The 22,672-nt window shown below is 63.6% G+C and carries 13 protein-coding genes; 6 read left to right on the top strand and 7 right to left on the bottom strand.

Annotation, left to right across the window (positions count from 1 at the left end; translation table 11 throughout):
* Window positions 1–170 precede the first annotated feature (170 nt).
* Complete coding sequence (locus AB1555_17795) at window positions 171–6,041, top strand: calcium-binding protein (protein MEW6248539.1); 5,871 nt, start codon at window positions 171–173, stop codon at window positions 6,039–6,041.
* 288 nt (window positions 6,042–6,329) lie between these two features.
* Window positions 6,330–6,593 (top strand): hypothetical protein, encoded by a 264-nt coding sequence (locus AB1555_17790; GenBank protein ID MEW6248538.1) that lies wholly within the window; start codon window positions 6,330–6,332, stop codon window positions 6,591–6,593.
* Window positions 6,594–6,602: 9 nt separating this feature from the next.
* Here AB1555_17790 and AB1555_17785 read toward each other — a convergent pair whose 3' ends face one another.
* A complete protein-coding gene (locus tag AB1555_17785) occupies window positions 6,603–7,322 on the bottom strand; it encodes a hypothetical protein (GenBank protein ID MEW6248537.1) in 720 nt (239 codons plus the stop codon).
* Between the two features lie 287 nt (window positions 7,323–7,609).
* Here AB1555_17785 and AB1555_17780 point away from each other — a divergent pair, with 287 nt between their 5' ends.
* Both AB1555_17780 and AB1555_17775 read left to right on the top strand, forming a co-directional pair.
* Window positions 7,610–10,543: a PAS domain S-box protein gene (locus AB1555_17780; GenBank protein MEW6248536.1), complete on the top strand. Its 2,934-nt coding sequence runs from the start codon at window positions 7,610–7,612 to the stop codon at window positions 10,541–10,543.
* Window positions 10,533–11,276, top strand: a complete 744-nt coding sequence (locus tag AB1555_17775; protein MEW6248535.1) for a hypothetical protein — start codon at window positions 10,533–10,535, stop codon at window positions 11,274–11,276. The genes AB1555_17780 and AB1555_17775 overlap by 11 nt, the downstream gene beginning before the upstream one ends.
* A gap of 30 nt (window positions 11,277–11,306) precedes the next feature.
* On the opposite strand, the gene hpnE is transcribed toward AB1555_17775, so the two are convergent.
* The 6 genes from hpnE to AB1555_17745 form a co-directional block, all read right to left on the bottom strand.
* Entirely contained in the window at window positions 11,307–12,683 is a 1,377-nt protein-coding gene (gene hpnE, locus AB1555_17770) for a hydroxysqualene dehydroxylase HpnE (protein ID MEW6248534.1), read from the bottom strand.
* Between the two features lie 352 nt (window positions 12,684–13,035).
* On the bottom strand, window positions 13,036–13,896 hold the full coding sequence (gene hpnD, locus AB1555_17765) for a presqualene diphosphate synthase HpnD (GenBank protein MEW6248533.1): 861 nt from the start codon (window positions 13,894–13,896) through the stop codon (window positions 13,036–13,038).
* Between the two features lie 8 nt (window positions 13,897–13,904).
* On the bottom strand, window positions 13,905–14,837 hold the full coding sequence (locus AB1555_17760; protein ID MEW6248532.1) for a cobalamin-binding protein: 933 nt from the start codon (window positions 14,835–14,837) through the stop codon (window positions 13,905–13,907).
* 110 nt (window positions 14,838–14,947) lie between these two features.
* On the bottom strand, window positions 14,948–15,631 hold the full coding sequence (locus tag AB1555_17755; protein ID MEW6248531.1) for an HAD family phosphatase: 684 nt from the start codon (window positions 15,629–15,631) through the stop codon (window positions 14,948–14,950).
* A gap of 192 nt (window positions 15,632–15,823) precedes the next feature.
* The gene (locus tag AB1555_17750) at window positions 15,824–16,462 is read right to left on the bottom strand and encodes a hypothetical protein (GenBank protein ID MEW6248530.1); all 639 of its coding nucleotides are present in this window, start codon (window positions 16,460–16,462) and stop codon (window positions 15,824–15,826) included.
* A 172-nt stretch (window positions 16,463–16,634) separates the two neighbouring features.
* Window positions 16,635–20,855: an LAGLIDADG family homing endonuclease gene (locus AB1555_17745; GenBank protein ID MEW6248529.1), complete on the bottom strand. Its 4,221-nt coding sequence runs from the start codon at window positions 20,853–20,855 to the stop codon at window positions 16,635–16,637.
* 171 nt (window positions 20,856–21,026) lie between these two features.
* Here AB1555_17745 and AB1555_17740 point away from each other — a divergent pair, with 171 nt between their 5' ends.
* Both AB1555_17740 and AB1555_17735 read left to right on the top strand, forming a co-directional pair.
* Window positions 21,027–21,440: a secondary thiamine-phosphate synthase enzyme YjbQ gene (locus tag AB1555_17740; GenBank protein MEW6248528.1), complete on the top strand. Its 414-nt coding sequence runs from the start codon at window positions 21,027–21,029 to the stop codon at window positions 21,438–21,440.
* A gap of 182 nt (window positions 21,441–21,622) precedes the next feature.
* Entirely contained in the window at window positions 21,623–22,636 is a 1,014-nt protein-coding gene (locus AB1555_17735) for a hypothetical protein (GenBank protein MEW6248527.1), read from the top strand.
* Window positions 22,637–22,672: the final 36 nt, after the last annotated feature.

Here is a 22,672-nt window from a genome sequence, read left to right as displayed (position 1 = left end):
CGGAGAAAATCCTCTCGATTAGAGGCACAGACAGTCTTTTCGACCTGGTGACCGACGGGCGCATCGTAGCCGCGGAAGCGGCCACCATCAATTCACAGTATGTTGCGTTGACAAACTACTATCAGCAACTCGTCGCGTCTGGGGTGTTGGGTACAAACGAGCGTCTCACTGTGACCGGCCATTCCTTAGGCGGCTTTCTCGCTCAGGCCTTCACGATCGATTTTCCAACGAACGTCACGCACACCTACACGTTCAACTCACCGGGGTTTGGTGGTCTTTTGACGGACATTCTGGACCGGCTCGGGATTGCTGATACCACAGTGCCTTCAGGACTCATCACTAACGTGCTCAGCCAGAACGGGTTCTCTGCCGCCGCAGGATTCGGGACGCTAGTTGGGACGGTCGAGAACATCTTTATCGAAGCCACCCTGAATCCTATCACCAATCATTCAATTGTAACCGCCACGGACGCCTTGGCCCTCTACGATCTGGTATCTAGGATCGATCCAAACGCATCGATCTCGTTCATCACCGGCATACTGAAAGCTTCATCGAGCGTCAGCGCCAATAGCTTAGAATTCAGTCTCAACGCTTTCTCCAAAGCGCTACTAGGACCTGCTGCGCCGATCACAACGATCGGTGACCGGGAATCCTATTACACCAATCTCACTACGCTCCGCGACACTTTGCCGGCGACGAGCCCGTATCGCGTGGATAGTTTGGTTGGAGTGGTAAGCAGCACGGTGTTCAGTCAGGCCAAGGCCTCAACAACGGATGGACTGGTCTATCGCTATGCGTTGCGGGAGTTGAACCCTTTTGTCGTGCAGGGCGTGGATTATCAGGCGTTGCACAATCAAGACGGTTCACTTGACCTCTATGATATCGCAACGGGGCAAGGCATGTGGACGCAGGTGGCGCTCAGCGATCGAGCGGAGCTGCTGGCGGAGAAGATCGCCTTCAATCAGACGGATGGCAGCCCAGCGAGTGCGACGTTGTTCGTAGACGAAGCAACCGAATTTAATAATGGTCGTGGAGCCACTGCGGCCCAGGTCGTGATCTTTGATGCCGACGGCAATGATCTCATCGGGCGATCCGGCGACGATCATCTCTACGGAGGCGCAGGGGATGATTCGATTCAAGGAGGAGAGGGGCGTGACTACATCGAAGGGAATGAAGGGAATGATTTTTTGCTGAGCGGTGGCGCCGGCAATGACATTCTCCTCGGCCAACAAGGTAACGATCTACTGGACGGCGGGACCGGTGATGATCGGCTGACCGGCGGTCGGGATGCCGATATCTTGAGAGGAGGCCAAGGCACGGATACCTATTCCTATCGCAGCGGCGACGGCCAGGACATCATTGAGGATGCCGACGGACTGGGCTCCATCCAGTTTGACCAGCGACAGCTCCAGGGCGGTCTTCGTCGAGCGAGCGATCCCGCCAACACCTACACCAGTCAGGACGGGCAGTTTCGCTATGTGCGCGCAGGCACCACGCTGACCATCACCAATCTGCTCACGAACAACGGCTCCGTCGTGGTGCAGCACTTCACCAACGGCCACCTGGGCATTCGTCTGGCTGACGCGCCGCCCGATCCGAACTATGACAACGGACTGCCGACCCGGACGGACTTCACGCGCACGATCACCAATCCGGACGGGAGGCCCACCACCGAGCCGATCTTCGACGAGACCAGCAATAGCTATACCATTGTCGGGGCGACCAACAACATCGTCCACGCCCTGGGCGGCGACGACACGGTGGGGAGCGATCTGGGGAATGACCAGCTCTTCGGCGGCGACGGGAACGACACGCTCTTGGGAGCCGGCGGCCATGATCGGCTGTTTGGCGGAGCAGGTCACGATGTGTTGTCCGGGGATGAGACGGGGGCCGCCCCCGGGCAGGATGTCTTGGACGGCGGTGACGGCAACGATCAACTGTTCGGCGGCGCCGGGGATGATGAATTACTCGGTGGAGCCGGGGACGATCATCTGCAGGCCGACGAGGCGGGTGTGGCGGGCCAGGATCGGCTCGAGGGCGGAGCAGGAAGTGATGTGTTGCTTGCGGGAGCGGGGAATGATTGGCTGGACGGCGGGACGGAGACGGATCTTCTGAAGGGCGAGGATGGCGAGGACATGCTCTATGGGGGCGAGGGGGACTGGTTTGATGACCTGCAGGGTGGCTACGGCCATGATGTCCTCACCGGCGGCGACGGCCATGACAGTCTCTTTGGCGATGGCCCCAACATTGCGACGGCGTACGATGCCTCCTTGGACGGTAGTGATAGCCTCGATGGCGGCGAGGGGAACGACTTTCTGTTCGGCGGGAGTGGAACTGACGTGCTCATCGGCGGCGCTGGCCATGACTGGCTCGCGGGCGATTATACGAATCTCCTCTTCGATACGGGCGGAAATGATCTGTTGGATGGCGGCGCGGGTGATGACCGGCTTGAAGGCGGAGCAGGGGACGACACCATCTATGCCGGGATGGGGAATGACACGCTGTTTGGCGACAATCCTAATGGCCCGACCACCACTGGGGGTAATGACTTTCTGGATGGGGAAGAGGGGAACGATAGCCTGCGTGGTGGGACGGGCCATGACACGCTGTCTGGCGGGCTGGGCGATGATGTCCTGTTCGGGGAGGAGGGCGATGATGTCCTGGATGGCGGTGCCGGGATCGATGTGCTCGATGGCGGACTGGACGATGATCGCGTGCACGGCGGTGCCGGCAATGACCGCCTGTTTGCCGGTCAAGGGACCGATACGCTCTTCGGTGACGAGGGGGAGGACTATCTCAATAGTGGCAATGAATATTCTGACACCGGAACCTCGGTGCTCATCGGCGGCGCGGGCCACGACACCTATGTGGTGGACAGTGCGGCCGACACCGTGATCGAAGAGGCGGCGAGTGGCATCGACACCATCGAAAGCTTTGTCAGCTACACCCTGCCGGACCATGTGGAGAATTTCCTGGCGACCGCGAGCGGTCTCATCGGCACCGGCAATGCCTTGGACAATGAGATGCGAGGAAGTGGCTCTGCCACGCTGGACGGCCGCGCCGGCAACGACACGCTCCTCGAGGGGCGGACCTATGTGTTCGGGCATGGCTACGGGACGGACACGATCGTTGAACACGATCCGAGCAGCGCCCCCTATTTCCCTGGCGGGGTCGGTGATGCAGTTCAGTTTGCCGCCGATGTGCTGCCCAGCCACGTCAGGTGGCAGCGCAGCGGCGATGATCTGATCCTCAGCCTCGACGGCACGACCGATCAGCTCCTGATCCCATCCTTCTACACGGTCGCCTTGAACCAGGGCACGTATCTCTTTTCGTCCAATATCTTCTTGCCGGGGGAGACGGTGACGGCCGGAGGGAATCCCTACTATGTGGCGCCTTCGCAGGTGGAACAATTCCACTTCGCCGATGGGACCCTCTGGGGGCCGGAGGCGTTCGATGCGCCGATGATCGGCGCCTATCACGCCAACGTGTACAGGTTCGGGCGTGGGAGCGGCCAGGACACGATCCTCGACTTTGACTTTACCAGCGACCAGGCGACGGATCGGATCGAGCTGGGAGCGGACGTGTTGCCGAGCGACCTGACCGTGAGCCGCGTGGGGGACGATTGGGTGCTCCGCATCAGTGGGACGTCGGACCGGCTCACGGTGCAGTCGCATTTTGCCTCGGTCTTGGTGCGGCCGTCGTTTTCGTTCTCCGGCATCACGGTCCCAGCCTATCGGATCGAGCAGGTCCAATTTGCAGACGGGACCCTGTGGGATGCCGCAGCCATCAACAACCAGGTTGGCGAGATCACCGGCACCGAGGCCTCGGATTTTCTTCAAGGCAATGCGAATGACAATCCGATCCTCGGCCTGGGGGGCGACGATACGCTGCACGGGCAGCAGGGGGCGGATGTGCTGGATGGCGGGGCCGGCGACGACACGTTGTTCGGCGGGCTGGGCGCGGATACCTACCTCTTTGGCCGGGGCAGCGGCCACGATACGGTCTATGACGATAACTTCAGCGGCGCGGAGATCGATACCGTTCGGCTGGCAGCCGATATCACTCCCGATGACGTGACGCTCCAGGCGAATGGGGAGAATGGGCTCGTGCTCGGGCTCACCGGCACCACTGATCAGCTCACCCTGCGATTCTTTCTGGATGGTCCGGTCTACGAGATGGAACAACTGGCCTTCGCCGACGGCACGACCTGGGATCCGGCCGCGATGCGGGCACGGGCGACCGGGCTCTCGCTCACGGGAACGGAGGAGGCAGACTTTCTGCCCGGCACGGTGTTGAGCGATGTGTTGGTCGGGTTGGGGGGCGATGACTTTCTGGACGGCCGAGAAGGCGACGACACGCTGCGCGGGGATACCGGCCAGGATGAGTTGGCCGGGCGGGCGGGGGCGGATCGGCTGGAGGGCGGGGCGGGGAATGACATCTACTACTTCAACCCCGGCGACGGCACCGACACGATCACTGATACCGCCGGGCCCGGTGAAGGGAATCGGATCGTCTTTGGCGAGGGGATTGCGTTAGCCGATCTCACGCTGACTCAGAGCCAGAACACTTTGACGATTGCCGTCGGCCCCGGCGGCGACGCGATGCGGCTGACGAACTTCGATCCCACAGGCGCCACTGGTTCGCTGGTGGTGGAGACGCTGGAATTCTTCGACGGCAGCCAAGTCAGTCTCGCCAGCCTGCTGGTGCCGACGCCGACAGAGGACGACGACGTCTTGACCTTCGGTTCCGGCGACGACGTCATCAACGCGCTCGGGGGCAACGATGTGGTGGAGGCCGGCGCCGGGAACGACACGCTCATGGGGGGCGCCGGCAACGATACCTTGCTCGGCGGCACCGGGAATGACGTGCTCGACGGCGGGCCCGACAGCGATCGGCTGCAAGGCGGCGAAGGCGAGGACACGTTCCGGTTCTCGATCGACGGGACCTGGACATCCGGATTTGTCGCCAAAAACAGTGGTAGCCCGGGACACCCCGGGACCGGGCAGACCGTGAGTCTCAACGGCAAGCAGCGGTCGTTTGATGTGTTCAGCGACGAGGCCGGCGTTGACACGTTACGCGGCACGGCGGGCGACGACGCCCTCGCCTTGGATGACGCCTTCAGCCCATTTCCCGGCTCGGCCGGTCCGCGGGTGGTCGGCATCGAGCGGATCGAGGTCGGCGACGGGCACGACCTCGTGGATCTCACGAGTCCCATTTATGACTACGGCGACGTGAGCCTCGACGGAGGGGTTGGGGATGACGTGCTGTGGGCCAGCGCCGGGAATGATCGGCTGCTGGGCGGCGTCGGCAAAGACCATCTCTACGGCGGGGCCGGGAGGGATCTTCTCTTGGGCGGAGACGGGAACGACATCTTGGATGGGGGGCAAGGGGCCGACACCCTCATCGGCGGCCTGGGCAACGACACCTTCATCGTGGACGACGCCGGAGAGGTGGTGACCGAAGCGGCCAATGAAGGCACCGATCTGGTGAAGTCCTCGATCACCTACACCCTCGGCGACCATGTCGAGAATCTGACGCTGACAGGCACCGCCGCGATCAACGGCACGGGCAACGCCCTCAACAATGTGCTGACCGGCAACAGCGGGGTGAATGTGTTGGCCGGCGGGGCCGGAAACGACAGGCTCAAAGGCGGCAAAGGCAACGACACCTATGTCTTTGGCCGGGGCGACGGACGGGACAAGATTGTGGAGAAGGACGCCACCGCGGGCAACATCGACACGCTTCTCTTCGGTGCCGGCATCAATCCGCTCGATCTCATGTTGGAACGCAGCGTCAACGATCTGCGCATGGCGCTCTACGGGTCGACGGATCAAGTCACGATCCAGAACTGGTACACCGGTTCGTCCTACCAGATCGAGACCATCCGGGCCGGCAACGGCCAGCAGTTGCTGAACACGCAAGTCGAGCAACTCCTTCAGGCCATGGCCGGTTTCAGCGCGCAGACGGGCCTCACGTGGGAGGAGGCCATCGCGCAGCGCCCGGAAGACGTGCAGGCCATCCTGGCCGCCAACTGGCAGTAGAGTCGATGTCATCATGCGGTGGGTGGCGTTCCTCCTGCTGGCTTGGGGGAGTGCCATGCCAGTCTCTGCCTGCGACGAAGCACGATCTCGTTCTGAAGGGACAACCCTCCACCTCCTGCGCCTGAACCGGGCCGGGGTCTCCGCCTGGCCCACCCTCAACTTCTACTACTATTGAAGAAATGCCCGATGATGGGCGCTCGGCGGCGCTGGCACAGCGGTTGCTGGGTTGTGTTCCGGAGGGCCGATCATACAAGCGTGATCGCTCGTTCAAGCAGGGGAGGGCTATCCATGGCGTTTGAATGGACGTGGCGGGTCTTTCGGGCCTATCGAAAATGGAAGCAGGCGACGACTCCGGTGCTGCTGAACACCGAGACCGGGGAGTTGATCGGATTCGACACCTACACCACGCCGGGGAAAGGAAACTGGGTGCTCCGTCGCCCGCTGACGCTGCCCGGGAGCACGCTTCCGCTCTTCCTGACCGCCAAACTGTCCAAGGGCGACGAGCAGTCCGGCGGTGAAGGTCGTTCACAGACTTCCGAACAAGCGAAATGAGAGCCTGGCTCACCCGCCGCCAGCCGGGAACTCCGGCCCGTCATCGCGTCTCTGCCGACCCGCCCCCGTTGCTCGGTTTGCTTTCCCCCGGCTGCTCCTCTTTTCTGTTCGCCAGCAGGTAGTCGCGGCGAATTGGGCGAGGTGCCGGTTGATCTGGTCGAGCACGCTGGTCTTGGCTTTGTCTCGGGTGCCGTACACATACGACTGGAGGTCCCAGGCCCGCCCGGCGGTCAGGAGGGCCGTGTCCTGAAAGATCGCCTTGCGCGTGACTTCGACCGCGACATGCCCGAAAAAGCCCTTGAACGTGTCCGTGGACGCGTTCTGCAGAAATACCTTGCATTCGATGCGGTCCGGGCAATCGGGCTGGACCTTCAGGCGCGGCGCGTGGGTCTGCAGTCCTGTCTGGATCGCTTCCCGCAACACGTCGGTCGTGATCCCGAAGGAGTCGCCCACTTCCCAGATGGACGCTTGGATGGACACGCAGTCAAGCCGGCCGAGAAAGGGATCGGCGGCGGCGGGTTGCGGGATGAGCCACAGCAGCGCGGGAAGCGCCCACGCCGCGCGGCGCCAACGAACGCCAGCTCGATGACGAGTTGCCGTGGTCATGGTATTCACGCGGTCCGTTGCCTGACCGCTCCTCATCATGCCGGCGAGCCGAGTCGGTATCCGGCTCCGTGCCCGTTTCGACGGGACTCCATCGATCCCGTCGGTGACCTCGATGCCTGACAAGCTAGGCTTCCTCTCTTTCTATGTCAAGCGATGTCATCGGGCCGGCGTGCCGACGCCCGGATGGCCGAGAAGCCTCGCCCCGGGCGAATTCCCGTTCGGGAAACGTGTATTTGCAAGACATGAAGACGGTTCCGCCCTATACTGCCGATACAGGCGCGCTGTCGAGCCGGGAACGCGGCGATCGCGTCGTTGTCGTGTGAGGCGCGGCTCTTCTTGCCCTCTCAAATTTACCGATGCGCAGATCTCTCGCACAGAGGTTCGCCGCCGTCATAGGGCGAGCGCAGACCATGCCGTTGGCGGTGATGACCGCCGGGGTCGCGCTGACCGTCGCGTTCATGGCGTTGGTCGGATGGAGCGCCTGGAACGTGTTCGAGCGCATCCGGTCCGGCGGGCACACCGAAGTGCAGTTCCAGAGACTCAGCGGCGAGATCGTCTACCTCGACGAAGCGCTGACCATGTCGGCGCGGATGGCCGCGCTAACGGGCGACCCTCAGTGGAAGACCCTCTATCGGCGGTTGGAGCCCCGGCTGGCCGGCGCCATCCGGGAGACGATCGAACTGGCGGGCGACACCGGTGTTCGGGAACCCGCCGTGAGAATCGACGAGGCGAACCGCAAGCTGGTGGAGATGGAATCCCGTGCGCTCACGCTGCTGGAGCGGGGACAGCGTCGGGCCGCCGCGGCGCTGCTGTTCGGCGACGCATATGAGGAGCAAAAACGGAACTATGACGAAGCGACCCGGCTGACCGTGGAGACCGTTCGTGCGCGGATCACGGCCCGGGTCATGGAAGTGCAGGGACAACTCGTCGTCGCCGTTGTTGTCTGGCTGATCTGCCTGGCGATCCTCGCGCTGGCCTGGATCACCATCCTGTATCTCGTGCGGCGATACCACAAAGACCGAGACCGGACGGAGGCGGAACTTGCGGCGGCACGGCGGCAAAGCCTCCTGATTCTGAACTCGGTGGACGAGGGCATTCATGGCCTAGATACCGAGGGACGGATTCTGTTTACCAATCGCGCGGCGGCGACCCTGCTCGGATACGACGAATCCGAACTGATCGGGAAGCAGGCCCATGCGCTCATCCACCATCATCGGGCGGGCGGCCGTGAGTACCCATGGGACGAATGTCCTGCGTTCCGGACGTTGCGCGATGGCGAGGTGCGACAAGTCGAGGGCGAGGTCTTTTTCCGCAAGGACGGCACCAGCTTCCCGATCGAATTCGTCTGCTCGCCGATACGGGACGAGTCCGGCGCGATCACCGGCGTGGTCGTGTGTTTCCACGACGTGACGGCGCGGAAGCGGGCGGAGGAAGCCCTGCGCACCAGCGAGGCCCGACTGCGCACCGTCGTCGAAAGCGAGCCGGAGTGCGTGAAGGTCGTGTCGGTGGACGGGCGACTGCTGGACCTGAATCCGGCCGGCCTGCGGATGATCGAGGCGGACGACCTCGGGAGCGTGATCGGCCGGCCGGTCGTTCACCTGGTTCATCCCGAGGACCGCGCGGCGTTCCTCGACCTGCACCGGCGAGCGTGCCGCGGAGACACCGGCCGGCTTCAGTTCCGCCTCATCGGGTTGAAAGGCACCGAGCGATGGATGGAAACCCACTCCACGCCGCTTCGCGACGGCGACGGGAGCGTGACTTCCGTCTTGAGCGTGACGCGCGATATCACCGATCGGAAGCAGGTCGAGCAGCGGCTCCGCGAGAGCGAGGAGCGTTTCCGCCTGCTGGCCAAAGCCACGAACGACGCCATCTGGGATTGGAATCTGGAGACGAACGAGCTCTGGTGGAACGAAGGCTTCGAGGTCCTGTTCGGCTATCGGCGGGATGAAGTGGAGAGGACCATCGAATCGTGGACGACCCGCATCCATCCCGACGACTATGACCGCATCGTTCCGGATATCCGCCGTGTCATCGACGGCGGCGGCGAACACTGGTCGGGGGAATACCGCTTTCGGCGGAAGGACGGCGCCTACGCCTACGTGCTGGACCGCGGCCACGTCATTCGCGATCCGTCCGGCAAGGCCGTGCGCATGGTCGGCGGCATGACGGATCTGACCGAGCGGAAGAATCTGGAAGCCCAGTTGCTGCACAGCCAAAAAATGGAAGCCATCGGTCGGCTGGCCGGGGGAATCGCGCACGATTTCAACAACCTGCTGACCGTCATCAACGGGTATTGCGAACTGCTGTTGGAGGAGAGCCGCGACGCCGGCCGGAAGCATGTCGAGCAGATCGCGCTGGCGGCCGAGCGGGCCGCGACGTTGACCAGTCAGTTGCTCGCGTTCAGCCGGCGCCAGGTCGTGCAGTTCAAGGTGATGGACCTCAACGCCGTGCTGGAGAAGGCCCGGAATCTGCTGATCCGACTCATCGGCGAGCCCATCGAGTTGGTCATGATCCTGGATCCTGCGCTGGGACGGGTCAAGGCCGATCCCGGCCAGATCGAGCAGGTGGTCATGAACTTGACCGTCAACGCGCGTGACGCGATGCCGCGGGGCGGGACGCTGAGGATCCGCACGGCCAACGTCACGCTGGACCGACCGGACGTTCATGCGCGGTTTACGGTTCCGGCCGGCTCTTACGTGATGCTGGAGGTGGCCGACACGGGAATCGGCATGGACGAGGACACGCAGGCGCACATCTTCGAGCCGTTCTTCACGACGAAAGCTCAGGGGGAAGGGACGGGGTTGGGATTGTCCACGGTGTACGGGATCGTGAAGCAAAGCGACGGGTACATCCTCGTGGACAGTCAGCCGGGCCGGGGGGCGACCTTTACGATCTTGCTGCCCCGAGCCATGGAGGAGACCGCGACCACCGAAGGGTCGCCGTCGGAACACAGACCGCTAACCGGACGGGAGACCGTGCTGCTGGTGGAAGACGAGGACATGATCCGCGATCTCATCCGGCATCTTCTCGAATCGCACGGCTATACCGTCATGACTGCGTCGAGGGGCGAGGAAGCGGTGGACCTCGCGGAACGCCACGCCGGTCCGATCGATCTGCTTGTGACCGACGTCGTGATGCCGGGCCTGAGCGGACGGGAACTGGCCGATCGGCTTGCCCGTTCCCGCGCGGATCTGCGCGTGCTGTATATGTCGGGGTACACCTACAACGAGATCGGCCGGCATGGCGTGCTGGGGTCCGAAATTGCGTTCATTCAGAAACCCTTTTCTCCGGACGGGTTGATGCGGAAGGTCCGCGAGGTCCTGGACACGACTCATGCCGCGTGAGGAGACGACCGCCCGGCCGAAAACCGGCACCGCGATATTCCTGCCTCTGTCCGGTGTCGCGATGATCCTGCGCCGCGGCGGAGCGGTCGGAGTGGGCTGGCTCGCGGTCGCCGCGCTGGCTTTGGCGGGCGGCAAGATGTACCTGTCGGCGATGAGCAAGGATGGGAAGCTCTGCGAGGCCATGGCCGAGGTGTTGAACCGCGACGCGGGGTGGGACGGCAACCTCCGCTATGAGCACGAAGTCTTTCGGCGCATCGCCTGGACTCCCGTGAAGTTGAGCGGGCAGGCGCCCCGTGACGGGCGGTGCTCGACGTTGGAGCAGGCGCGGTTCGACCTCCACAACGACGGCCGGGAAGACCTCGTGATCCGCAGCAGCTTTTGCATGCGCGGCCTGCCCAGCGACAGCCTCTATGTGTTTCCGTCGGACAGCACGGTGTTGGAGCAGGCGACGTGGCAGGATCTGAGCCCGCTGCACGCGACCGCCGATAAATTCGAGCGGACCGGCGGCGCCTACCCGCTGGAAGGATTACCACCCGAGGATGCCCGGAGGAACGCGCTGCCGCCGGCCGGCGTCTTCACGCTGCGGCCGTTTATTTTCGAAAAGAGGTCCTATGTCAGCCTGACGGATGCCCGTCGAGCCTGGATCGTCATCGCGAACTATCTTCCGGGCGGGCGCCTGCAGGACATCTGCTATTTCCACGCTCCCTCACGGGATCCTCGTCCTGTCACATGACGCACGATCAGCGATCAGCCTTCCTCCATGTTACCTCGCCGCCGGAGCTAAGGCATCCCATGCAATCGCCTCCGCGCATCGCTCGCCGCTGACGATCGCGCTTTCCAGCGAGGTGGGCCAGCCGGTGTCGGTCCAGTCTCCCGCGACGAGTAGGTTGGCAAACGGGCTCCGAGGCAGCGGCCGCATGGCTCGCGTGCCGGGGCGGAGGGAGAGCCACGCCCGCGGCTCTCGCATGACCCGAGCGGCGCTCAGTGGAGCGGAGGCGAGCGCCGGCATGGCGTCGACTGCGTCGCGCTGCGCGGCCCGAATCAATGCCGAATCAGCGCCCTCCAGCAACTCGGTGGTTCCGGCGGCGACGGCCGAGACCCAGACGACCTCTCCCTGCGATTCCCGCTCGGGCCGGCTGACAATCCAATGGAACGTCCGCCCTGCCAGGAGCACGAGGCGAGCCGCCGACAGGCGAGCGTCGAAGCGTAGGTGAACCGCGAGGGCCGGGGAGTCGGCCAGGTGCGCCAATTGCTGAAAGTAGGCGAAGTGCGTGACGATCCGCTCGGGAATGAGCGCGCTCAGTGCGCTGTGCGGCAAGGCGGCGATGTACCAGTCCGCAGCGAGGGTCTCGCCGTTGCGCAGGTGCACGCCGGCGACGCGGTCGTCGTCGAAAACGAGCCGCGCGGCGGCCGAGTTCAGCCGCAGCGTGACGCCGGCGCGCAGCAAGCGCTCCCGCAGCGGATCGAGCAGCCAACGGCCGGCCTCCGTCGGCGGAATCGTGACGGCCGAATCGCGCTGCCGTGAGAGAAAGCACCGTTTCAGCATGGTCGCGAACATGGCGGCCGACACCGTTTTGAGGTCATCGCCCAGCAGGAATCGGGCCAGAGGGTTCCAGACCGTCGCCCGCGCGGCCTGCGACTGGCCGGTCTCCTCCAACCAGGCGTCGGCCGTCCGAAGTTCCAAGTTCTGCGGGAGCGGGGGATCGCCTTCCCAGGTTCGTTCCAAGAATGAGAGGAGGCGCCAGCGATCGCGGAACGACAGCGCCGTGAACAGCGCCACGCCGCCGAGGGCGTGCCAGGGGCCGGGTGCCAACAGGCGGGGGAACCGCACGCGCCGGTCGGCGGCGGGGAGTAGTTCGAATCCGGACGTCCGGGATGAACGGACCAGCGGAGCCGTACCGCAGTGTTCCAGGAGATCCCACGTCGCGGTCTGGCAGCCTAATAAGACGACCGGCCTAGCCTCCGGGAGGCGCTGTCCTCTGGCCGGCGGCCCGCCGTCTGGGCTATCCATCAGGCGCCCGCCGAGGCGGCCGCGTTGCTCGCACAGGGTGACCGTGAAGCCCCGTTCGCTCAGCTTGAGCGCGGCGGTGAGCCCCGCCGCGCCTCCACCGATGACAAGAACGGACCGTGAGCCTGTCATTGGTCAAGGGTCATTGGCCCAACAGATCGCACAGAACACACGTCGGAAACAGTCCTGGCCATTAACGCATTATTCATGAACGCTTCTGCTGTAAACGCGGATACGCTGTTCCGACGGGCGTGCTCGCCACTCAGTCGGTCAACATACTGTTTCAAGTATGCCTTCCTCCTTCGTGGCTGTGCTTGGGGGTACCCATTGCTCTTCTTGCTGCAATGGGTCTAGCACGGCGCGTCTGCCGGGTACCCGTTGCTCTTTCGGTGCAACGGGTGCAGCGCGACGAACCGTCATGAATAATGCGGGTGAATCTCCCGTTACCAATGACCGTTGGCGCTTGACCATTGACGTCATGTCGTCAGGTCAGACGACTGCGCAGCCACACACCGGCGGCGATGGCCAGTCGATGGGAGGGAGAGAGGCTGATGCGCGGCCCGAACACGCGGTAACCGGATCGCTCGATGCGCCCGAGAATCCGGACATACACCCCGCGCATAATTTCGGCCACAGTCAAGGCGCGCCGATCGTGTGCGGGGAGGGCGGCGATCGCCGCCTGCGCCTTGTCGTAAAACCCGCGCGCCCGCGCAGACTCGAACCGCATCAGCTCCAGGAATGTCGGCGAATACGTCCGTTTGAACAAATCGTCTTCGCTGTAGCCGAACCGCGCCAAGTCTTCCTGCGGGAGATAAATGCGGCCGCGCTCCGCGTCCGCCCCCACGTCCCTCAGGATGTTCGTGAGCTGGAACGCTGTACCCAGATTGACGGCGTAGTCGCGCGCGCAGGGGGAGGTCGTGCCGAAAATATGCAGACAAATCAACCCGACGACCGAGGCGACGCGGTAGCAGTAGAGCGAGAGTTCCTGGAACGTCGCATAACGCGAGATCGTCAGGTCCATCTCGACGCCGTTGATGAGATCGTCGAAATAGTCCTGCGGTACCGCCAAGCGGCTGGCATGTTCCGCCAGACTGATCGTGACCGGGTGGGTGGGGAAACCGCGATAAGCGGCGGCCAGCTCCTCGCGCCAGCGACGAAGCTGGTCGTGCGGATCGCTTCCGGACGGCGGTTCATCCACCGCACTGTCCACTTCCTTGCAGAAGGCGTACACGGCATACATCGCTTCACGGCGCGGCTTCGGCAGGAACAGGAAGGAGTAGTAAAAGTTGCTGCCGCTCTTCTTGGTGACCGCGGTGCAGTAGGCTTGGGCGTCGGCGAGGGTCATGCGTACTGTTAGGACGCGGCGTGGAGGAGCATGTCGAGCTGTTGGACGCCGGGCGGCAACGCTTCTCCGAAGACAGTCGGGTGAAAGATCGCGGCCAGGAGCCCTACGCCGTCCACGAGGCGTGGTCCGGGACGGCTGAAAAAGGAGGCCGCCTCCACGACGTAGGCCTGGCCCTGTCGCCAGGCGCGCAGCGACTGCCACTCCGGGCGATCGATGAAGGATTTGATCTCTCGCGCCGTTCTGGTGATGGAAAAGCCGCACGGCATCAGGACGATGATGTCCGGGTCTGCGGATGTGAGCGCTTCCCAGACGATCCGTTCCGACGGCGCCCCGCTTGTGCCCAGCGCGTCGATCCCTCCCGCCGCGGCGACCATGTCCGGCACCCAATGGCCCGCCGCATAGAGGGGCGACAGCCATTCGAGGCAGGCGACCCGCGGGCGTCTTGTGTCGCCGGCGACTTGTTCGCGGATGCGGGCCAGCCGCGCGCGAAGGTCGGCGACGAGCCGCCGCGCCTCGGTCGTCCGCTCGGCCGCCGCGCCGATCCGTTCGATATCCCCGAGCACCTCCTCCATGGTCGTGGGATTCAGCGTCAAGAGGCGCGGCGCGCGCGGCAGCGCCCGTACGGCCTGTTGCAGTTGGTCCGGCGTGATCGCGCACACGTGGCAGAGGTCTTGCGCGATGACCAGATCCGGTGCCGCCTCGAGGAAACGCGGTTCATTCAGTCGATACAAACGCCGGCCGGCTTGCAGGGTCTCCAGCACGCGGCGGTCGATCTCTTCGCTGGACGTGCGTTCGCCGTCGATGACGGCCTCGACCAGGACCGGTTTCCCGCGGACGGTCGGCGGATAGTCGCACTCGTGGCTGATCCCGACCAGATGATCGACCAGACCCAGCGCGGCGACGACTTCGGTGGCTCCGGGGAGGAGGGAAACGATGCGCATGGCGTAACAGGTCAATGGTCACTGGTCAATAGTCAGCGGCGAAGGACAGAATAGAATGCGGTCGTTTGTTCTTATGGCCATTGACCGATGACCATTGACCATCGGCGATTTTACCTCCACAACCGTTCGCTCAATTCAGCCAGACTTACCTGCTCCAAGGAATGGGTGAGGGCGTCGGCTTCGCGCAAGTCCTGAGCCGTATGCGTGTTGGCCACGGCTAAGACCTTCATGCCGGCGGCGCGGGCCGCGCGGATGCCGGGGATGGAGTCCTCGATCACCAGACAGTCCGCCGACGTCAGGGGTTCATCGGGCCGTCCTCGGTTCAGCGAGGCGAGCGCGTGCAGAAAGCCCTCCGGGTCCGGTTTGCCGCGCGTCACGTCTTCCGCGCTGGTGATGTGCGCGAATTCCTTGCGGATGCCGGCCTGTTCCAGAATGAATTCGATCTCGTGACGCAGGGCCCCCGAGGCAATGGCCAAGCGATACCGGGCCGCCGCGTCCCGCACCAGTTCGCGCACGCCGGGAAAGACGACGAGATGCCGCCGGATGTGCTCCATGTAGGCGCCGGCCTTGCGGGCAACCAGATCGGCGATGGTCGCAGGCGGCGCGGGACGCCCGTTCGCTGCGAGTGCCGCCGCGAAACAGCCTTTGTCGTCGTAGCCCAGATAATTGGCGTAATAGTCGGCCTCCGTCAGGACGACGCCCATCTCGGCGAGGACCTTCCGGAATGCCGCGAAGTGGATCGGCTCGGTATCCGCAATGACCCCGTCGAAGTCGAAGATCACGGCGCGCAGCATGTCACCACAATCGAAATGGGAAGGCCGTCAAGTTGGCCCGCGGATAGCGCGGGCCTGTTCACGTTCCGAGAGTCCGGCGGAAGATACGAGGGTCGGCGCATTATAGCACAGCATTGTGCGTTGACAGGGTCGCGCATGCGGCGAGACGGCAGGGCTGAGAGTCGGAGAATAACGCGCGCTCGTGAGGCGGAATCAGGGTTTCAGCCGCAGGCGACTTTCCGGGATCCAGCCCTTGGTGCCTTCCTCGGTCTTCACGACATACACCCAGGCGTTGTTCCGCCATTCGCCATCCAATACGGTCAGGGTTGAGCCTGGTCGAACCACGGGACCGGGTCGCGTCCCGGCGGCATCGAGCGACAACGTGACCGTTGCGCCGGAAACGCCGGGATCGGCCGTGACGGCGACCTGCTGCCCTTCGGCGAACAATGGGCTGGGCGGCGAGGCCGGAACCGCCATGGGGGACGGGAGGCCCGGTTCCGCGGCCGGAGGAGCCGGTGGAGCCGGCGTAGGCGCGGTCGGCCTCCGCGGCGGGACCGTGGCGGTCGGCGCAGGTGCGGGTTCGCCCAGCAGCGACCCAAGAAGGTCCATGACAATCTCCGGATCCATCGCCACATACGCGCCGCCCGCCACGAGTACGAGGAGCAGCACCCACAGGAGCGGGCGTCCGCCCGAACGTTTGGGCGGCTTGCGGTCCGCGGTCCCGCGGCCGGGGCCGTTCTCTTCTTCGAGCGCGTCTTCGAACTCCAGGTCCGGTTCGGGTTCGCGGGCGAAATGGATGTTCCAGTTGGGGGCGCCGGTCAGCGTGCCTGCGATCCCTGACAAGGCGAGCATCAACGACCTCCTTGGACCCTGATGGCGAGCCACGATCAAACTGGGCCAGTAGATAGCATTATCGACCGGCGGTGTCAATTTTGTTTCGGGAGGGAGATCTCTTGGCGCCCGATCGCGTACGCAGCGACCCTTAACGAAAGATTGCGCCGAGACGACGTGAGCGAGGCACGCCTCAGCAATATTGAATCTGCGCGCAGGAGAGCACCTGTTTCTCGCGGCTCCCGGATCGGAAGACCGTGATGCCTTTGCAGCCGAGCCGGTAGGCCAGCAGAAATGCGGACGCCACGTCGCGCTTGGTGGCCGTCGGCGGAAGGTTGATGGTTTTCGACACGCCGCTGTCGCTGTATTTCTGAAAGACCGCCTGCATGCGCACGTGGTGCTCCGGTGCGATGTCGTGCGCGGTGACGAAAAGCCGCCGCAGATCCGCGGGCAGGTCGGTCAGCTTGCGGATCGATTCGTTCGTCGCCACGCGGCGCAGCAGCCGGGCGGAATAGAGTCCGGCGGCGCGCAGGCGGCTGACGAACTCGGGATGGACCGTGATCAGCCGCACGTCTTCCATGACGGTGCGGACGAAACTGACGCCGTAGAGCGGTTCGATGCCGGGGGAGCAGTCGGCGATGATGCTGATGGTGCCGGTGGGGGCGATCGTCGTGGCGGTCGCATTCCGGAGGCGCCGGCCTTCGGACTCCCATCGGCTCCCCTTGAAGCTCGGAAACACCCCGCGCTCCTTCGCCAGATCGGCCGAGGCGGCGTGCGCGCGCGCCTGCACGAACCGCATGAGCGCTTCACCGGCCTTCAACGCGGCTTCGGTGTCATAGGGAATCCCGAGTTTGATCAGCAGGTCGGCGAACCCCATGATGCCCAACCCGATCTTCCGCGTGCTTTTCGTGATCGTCTCGATCTCGGGCAGGGGATAGCGGTTCATGTCGATCACGTTATCGAGGAAACGGACGGCGACGGGGATCACTTGCGCGAGGCGGTCGTAGTCGATCGACGGCGCGTTGGCCGGTCCTTTCACGAACCGGCCGACATTGATCGAGCCAAGCGTGCAGGATTCGTACGGCAGCAGCGGCTGCTCGCCGCAGTTGTGCACGAGGAATCCGTTGGCGTCGAAAGCATGAATGCCGGAGATCTGCGCGTCATAGACGTCCTCAATGCCGGCCTCAACGATATCCTTGACGCGCGCGATAAAGCGTTCTCGATTGAGTCGGCGCCGGTAAGTGCGAAGAAGGTTGGAAAGCTTAGCCGCTTTCTCTGTGTCAGAGAAACCGACGAGTTCTTGATAGCGGAGCAGATTATCTTTCGATACCGTCAGTTCATGCTGGCTCTGGGTCCGGTACTGCCTGCGTCCTCCCCTTCCGTCCGGCAGGTTCCGTGTCCCTTCCGGTCTGCGGTTTGCGTAGACGGTCGAGGCGATACCGAGACGCAACAGCATCCTTTGGACAGCTTGAAGTCGCGCCAGGTCTGTTTGCGAAAGGCGAACGCTCACGCCCTTGGCAAGCGTGCCTTGCACCGAGCCGTCCGTGTCAAAAAACGCTCTGAGAAAGCCTCTATAGAAATCACTGGAACCCTGTTCGACCAGTGAAGTCATGGCTGTGTTGCCCGGAGTCAACCCGCAGGAGACGGCGAAATCCCGAATGGCAGCCAGGACCAGACGGCTTTCTTGACGATCAGGAACGGCGATCCGACCGCGAAAGTCGCTCCTGTGGGGCAGGGTGGCGGCGCATCGCATCGCCTCGTTTCTGAGGCTGGCGACGCCCTTGCCGCTTGTGTGCCAGATCGAAAGAACAGCCTTATCTTCTTTCAGGACACCATCGCCGATGAGCAAACCCAGGAGATAACCCTGTTCGAAGGTAAAGCGTCCTTTCCATGTCGTGTTGGCCCGGTGATCGTTCAGGATCACCGAATCCCCTGGACGGAGGTCGCCGGTCCGGCACCAATCACTCTCGACGATGTGACGCGTCTTGCGTACGACTCGGCGAACGAGGTGATCCGCCGTCAGGCGAAGGCTGTAGCCCTCAACGGTGTTGAGCTGCACGACGGGCTTGGCGCCGGTTCGGAAAAAGCCCGCGTGACCCGACACATGAAATTCGCCGTTGACCTGAGTCACAAACGGGACACCGATGAGGTCCTTCACTTGCCGTGGGCCATCGAGAGTGTGAACCCAGGTGTCAGCCGTTACGCAGGGATTCGTCGCCTCGATCCGGCCGAGATGCGGCGTCGGGTTGGCGGCGTTGATCGTGTCCAGGAAGACCACCCCCGGCTCGCCCGTGCGCCACGCGGCCTCCGTCAGGCGATCGAAGACTTCCGTCGCCGACAGGCGTCCCGCCGGCCGGCCCGTACGCGGATTGATCACGGCATACGAACGCCGCTCCGTGAGTGCCTGCATGAAGGCGTCCGTGATTCCGACGGACAAGTTGAAGTTCGTCAGCTCCTTGGGATCTTCCTTGACCGCGATGAAGTCCAGAATGTCCGGATGATCGACGCGCAGAATGCCCATGTTCGCGCCGCGACGGGTGTTGTGACTGACGAATCCGTTGGCAATATACGTGTGATGGCCAGGAACGGAGAGATCGACCGTCGGGCACCGGTCCTCTTCGATGGTTTCGATCTGGTCGTAGAACTGGTCATGTTTGAGGAACCACCCCAGAGGGCTGTTCCGGATCTCCTCATGTTCCTCGGCCAGCGCGGCGAGGCGAGATCGAGTCAGATTCCTTGGCGACAACACCCCCGGCAAGTAGTGCTGAATGGCTCGGTAGAGGGTGGGATTGGCTCCGCGCGATTGCCGCATCGGCCCGGATCCGTGTCCGGGTCCGGCGTAGAGCGCTGCGAGGACGTGATGCTGGTTCGGGATGACGTCGTTGAATTCCCATGAAGGTCTGCGGGCTCCGGTCAGGAGCGAGGAACGGGCCGTATCGATGAAGCCGATCTGCCTCGCAAACTGCTCAAGACCCGCGAGCGTCTGAATGTGCAGGCGGTACAGCGGGTTTTTCCCGAACGCTCCCTGCCGCTGTGTCGTGACGCTCACGCGGCTGGGAATTCCCACCGACAACAGCAGTTGTTGGACGTCCTCGATCAACCCTTGCGACACTGATGAAAGAGACGGGCGCCCGTCTCTGGACACCGTTCCATCCGCCGTGAACAAGCCGCGTAAGAATCCGCAGGCCATCTGCCTGCCTTTGCGGAAGACGATTGCCGGAATCCTGGCGGTCAATGCGGAAGATTTCTCCACGCCGAGTTGTTTGAGCCAGGAGACCAGCGTGGTGGCGTTCAGATAATAGTTCGTGCTCCTGTCGTTCACTTTTTGTCGCGCCACAGGAGTGATACCGAAGAGTTCACGGCACGTATTCAACAGCCACGCGCGGATCTCCGGCTGGTCATCGCAAACCGTGACGATGAGGCGGCCGGTCGTGCCCTCGCGATTGTATCGGTTGAAGCTGCCGTCGCCGATGACAAAGCCGATGAATTCGCCGAGCCGTGCGGACGCTTCAGACGGAACGCTGACCGGGGAGGCATTATGATGAGGCGTGTGGTTCAGGGCGGGCAGGCGGTAGTCGTCGGGTTCGAGCATGTGGTCTTTCTGCAAGACTGCCCAATCACCCGGCCGGAGGTCCTTGAGCTGCCTCCACACGTAGCGGCCGTCTTCATCGATCACGCGAATGCGGTGTTCGAGAGTCGCGGACAGGCGATATCCCCTTCGCGTTCGGATACGGCGTACAGGAGCGACGCCGTGAACGTAGAATTCGTCGGAACGTCGGGATCCATCGTCAGTGGCGACGATCAAGCTTGTGGGATGCGGATGCCACGTATGTGGAGCGGCGTCCCCGGGACCGAGTTCGCAAATCGGCACCATGCCGCGGTTGGTGCTGACAAACGTGTCGGGAGCGACGCATCCCCCCTGCTTGATCACTTCCGTCGCCATGTTGAAAATCTTCATGAACGAGACCGGACCCGACGCGACGCCGCTGGTCGATGCGACGCGGTCGTGCCTGGGGCGCAGGTGGCTGAACGAAAACCCGGTGCCGCCGCCCGACTGGTGGATCAGCGCTTGATGCTTCACTGCGTCGAAAATGGATTCGAGCGAATCCTCGACCGGCAGGACGAAGCACGCGGACAGTTGCTGGAGATCCCGGCCGGCGTTCATGAGCGTGGGCGAGTTGGGTAGAAAGTCGAGTTGAGTGATGAGCCGGTAGAACTGCTCCGCGATCCGGCCGCGTTCCGCGCGGGCGGAGTACAGGTGTTCGGCTTCGGCGATGTTCTCCGCGACGCGCCGGAACATGTCCGCGGGCGATTCGATCGGCGCGCCGGCCGCGTTCTTGGCGAGGTACCGGCGGCGGAGCACCGTCAAGGCGTTGGCGGAAAGACGCGGAGCGCGGGAGCGAGTCTTGCTCATCGGGGCACCATCATCGCAATCGGTGATGGCCTATTATAAGTGATAGCTCCCAATCGCTACCACGCCAAATCTCCGACTCCCGTTCTCAGCGGAGAGTCCGCCTCCGAGGCGGCGAGGGCTTGCATCCGGGCGGCGTCTGCGGCAGAATCGCCCTCCCGCACCGGCGCCGCGATGAAGACCTACCGGGAAGAGCTGTGGTTCAAGACCGAGACGAGGCGGGCCTACATCAACATCACCCCGCAGGTCGAAGCGGCCGTCAAGAAAAGCGGCGTGCGGGAGGGTCTGGTCCTGGTCAATGCGATGCACATCACCGCTAGCGTGTACATCAACGACGACGAGCCGGGGCTGCTCAAAGACTACGACGATTTTCTGGAAAAACTGGCGCCGCAGGGCGCCCGCTATCGCCACAATGAGACCGGCGAGGACAACGGCGATGCGCACATCAAGCGCCAGGTGATGGGACGGGAAGTGGTGGTCGCCATCACGGACGGCCGGCTGGACTTCGGACCCTGGGAGCAGATTTTTTACGGCGAGTTCGACGGGCGGCGCCGGAAACGGGTCCTCATCAAGGTGATCGGCGAGTGAGCGGAGCGATGAGCCGTTCGACGCGGAGTCGCCCGTCGACCTGAAAAAAGTCAAGCGGGGAGAGTCGGAGCGAACGACGGAACGGGGAAGGCGCTTGCCACGGTTGCGAAAGTTTGGCAACATGACGCATCATACGCTGGATGACCGACCCGATTCAGCGGTGACGGTCTCAGGAGGGTACCATGTCTAGTTGGTCGCGGCCCGATCCGTTGACGCGCGATCTGATCCATCTCATCAACGCTCGCCGGCACGATCACGGCGACACGGACGCGGCGGTAGACACCTTGCAGGCGTTTTTGGAGCAGGGCCGGGAGCAGGATTTGCTCACCGTGCTGGCGGCGCTCGACGAAGACATGGCGGAGTGGTTGTTCGATTTGGTCGCTGAAGCCGCCTGCTCGGTCGTGCTCGACGGCGATCTCGACGAGAAGCCGGCCTATGCGGTGATGGCGGCGTTGGAACTGCCGCTGCAGGCGAATCTGACCCAGCCTCTCAGACTGAAAATCGACCCTGTGGCGACCGCCGACCTGCTACATCGGCATCTGCGCTTGCCGGCCGGAACCGTCGTGCGGGTCGAGCCCAGACTGCTGACCGATGCGACGCTGGAGTTGATGACGCTCCAGGCGCTCAATGAACATCTCGTCGCGCTCGCCGATTCTCAGCGGACGCAGCCGATTACCGCGCGCGTGCATCCCCCGGTCGAGAACACCGCATTCCTGATCTTCGAGCTGATCGGTTCTCCGGATCCGAGTCTGCCGGAGACGCTCGAAGAGCGCCACCGCCGCGCTCTGTTGGAAGGGTTGGTGGAACAATGTCCGGAGTTGGCCCTGGCGCCCCACATGCTCGAGGCGCCGGTGTATGCGGCCTATGCTATGTTCGACGCGCAAAACGCCGTGCGGCTGCATCGACTGGCGGACGAAACGGCGGCCGTATGGCGGGACCTCGATCCGGTCGTCCGCGCGCGGACGATCGTGCACCTGCATACCCAATGCGGGAACGGCGTGTACATGCCGGTCTGGACCGACCTCTTCGACCCCGAGCTTCCCGAAGACCACGGTCCGCTGTGGACCTCGCCGGACGTGTGGGTCTTCACCGCCGACTTGCCGATCGAGTGGCCGGGAGAAATGCTCACCAATCGTCTGCTCGCAGAAGGCTGCACGCGGTTCGAGAATCACATCGTCGAAGCACCGGAAAACTAGCCTTCCTGTGCAAGCAGCCAACAGCTCATAGCGAAT

Source organism: Nitrospirota bacterium, assembly GCA_040755395.1.
Lineage (GTDB): Bacteria > Nitrospirota > Nitrospiria > Nitrospirales > Nitrospiraceae > DATLZU01.
This window is presented reverse-complemented; position numbering and strand designations above follow the sequence as displayed.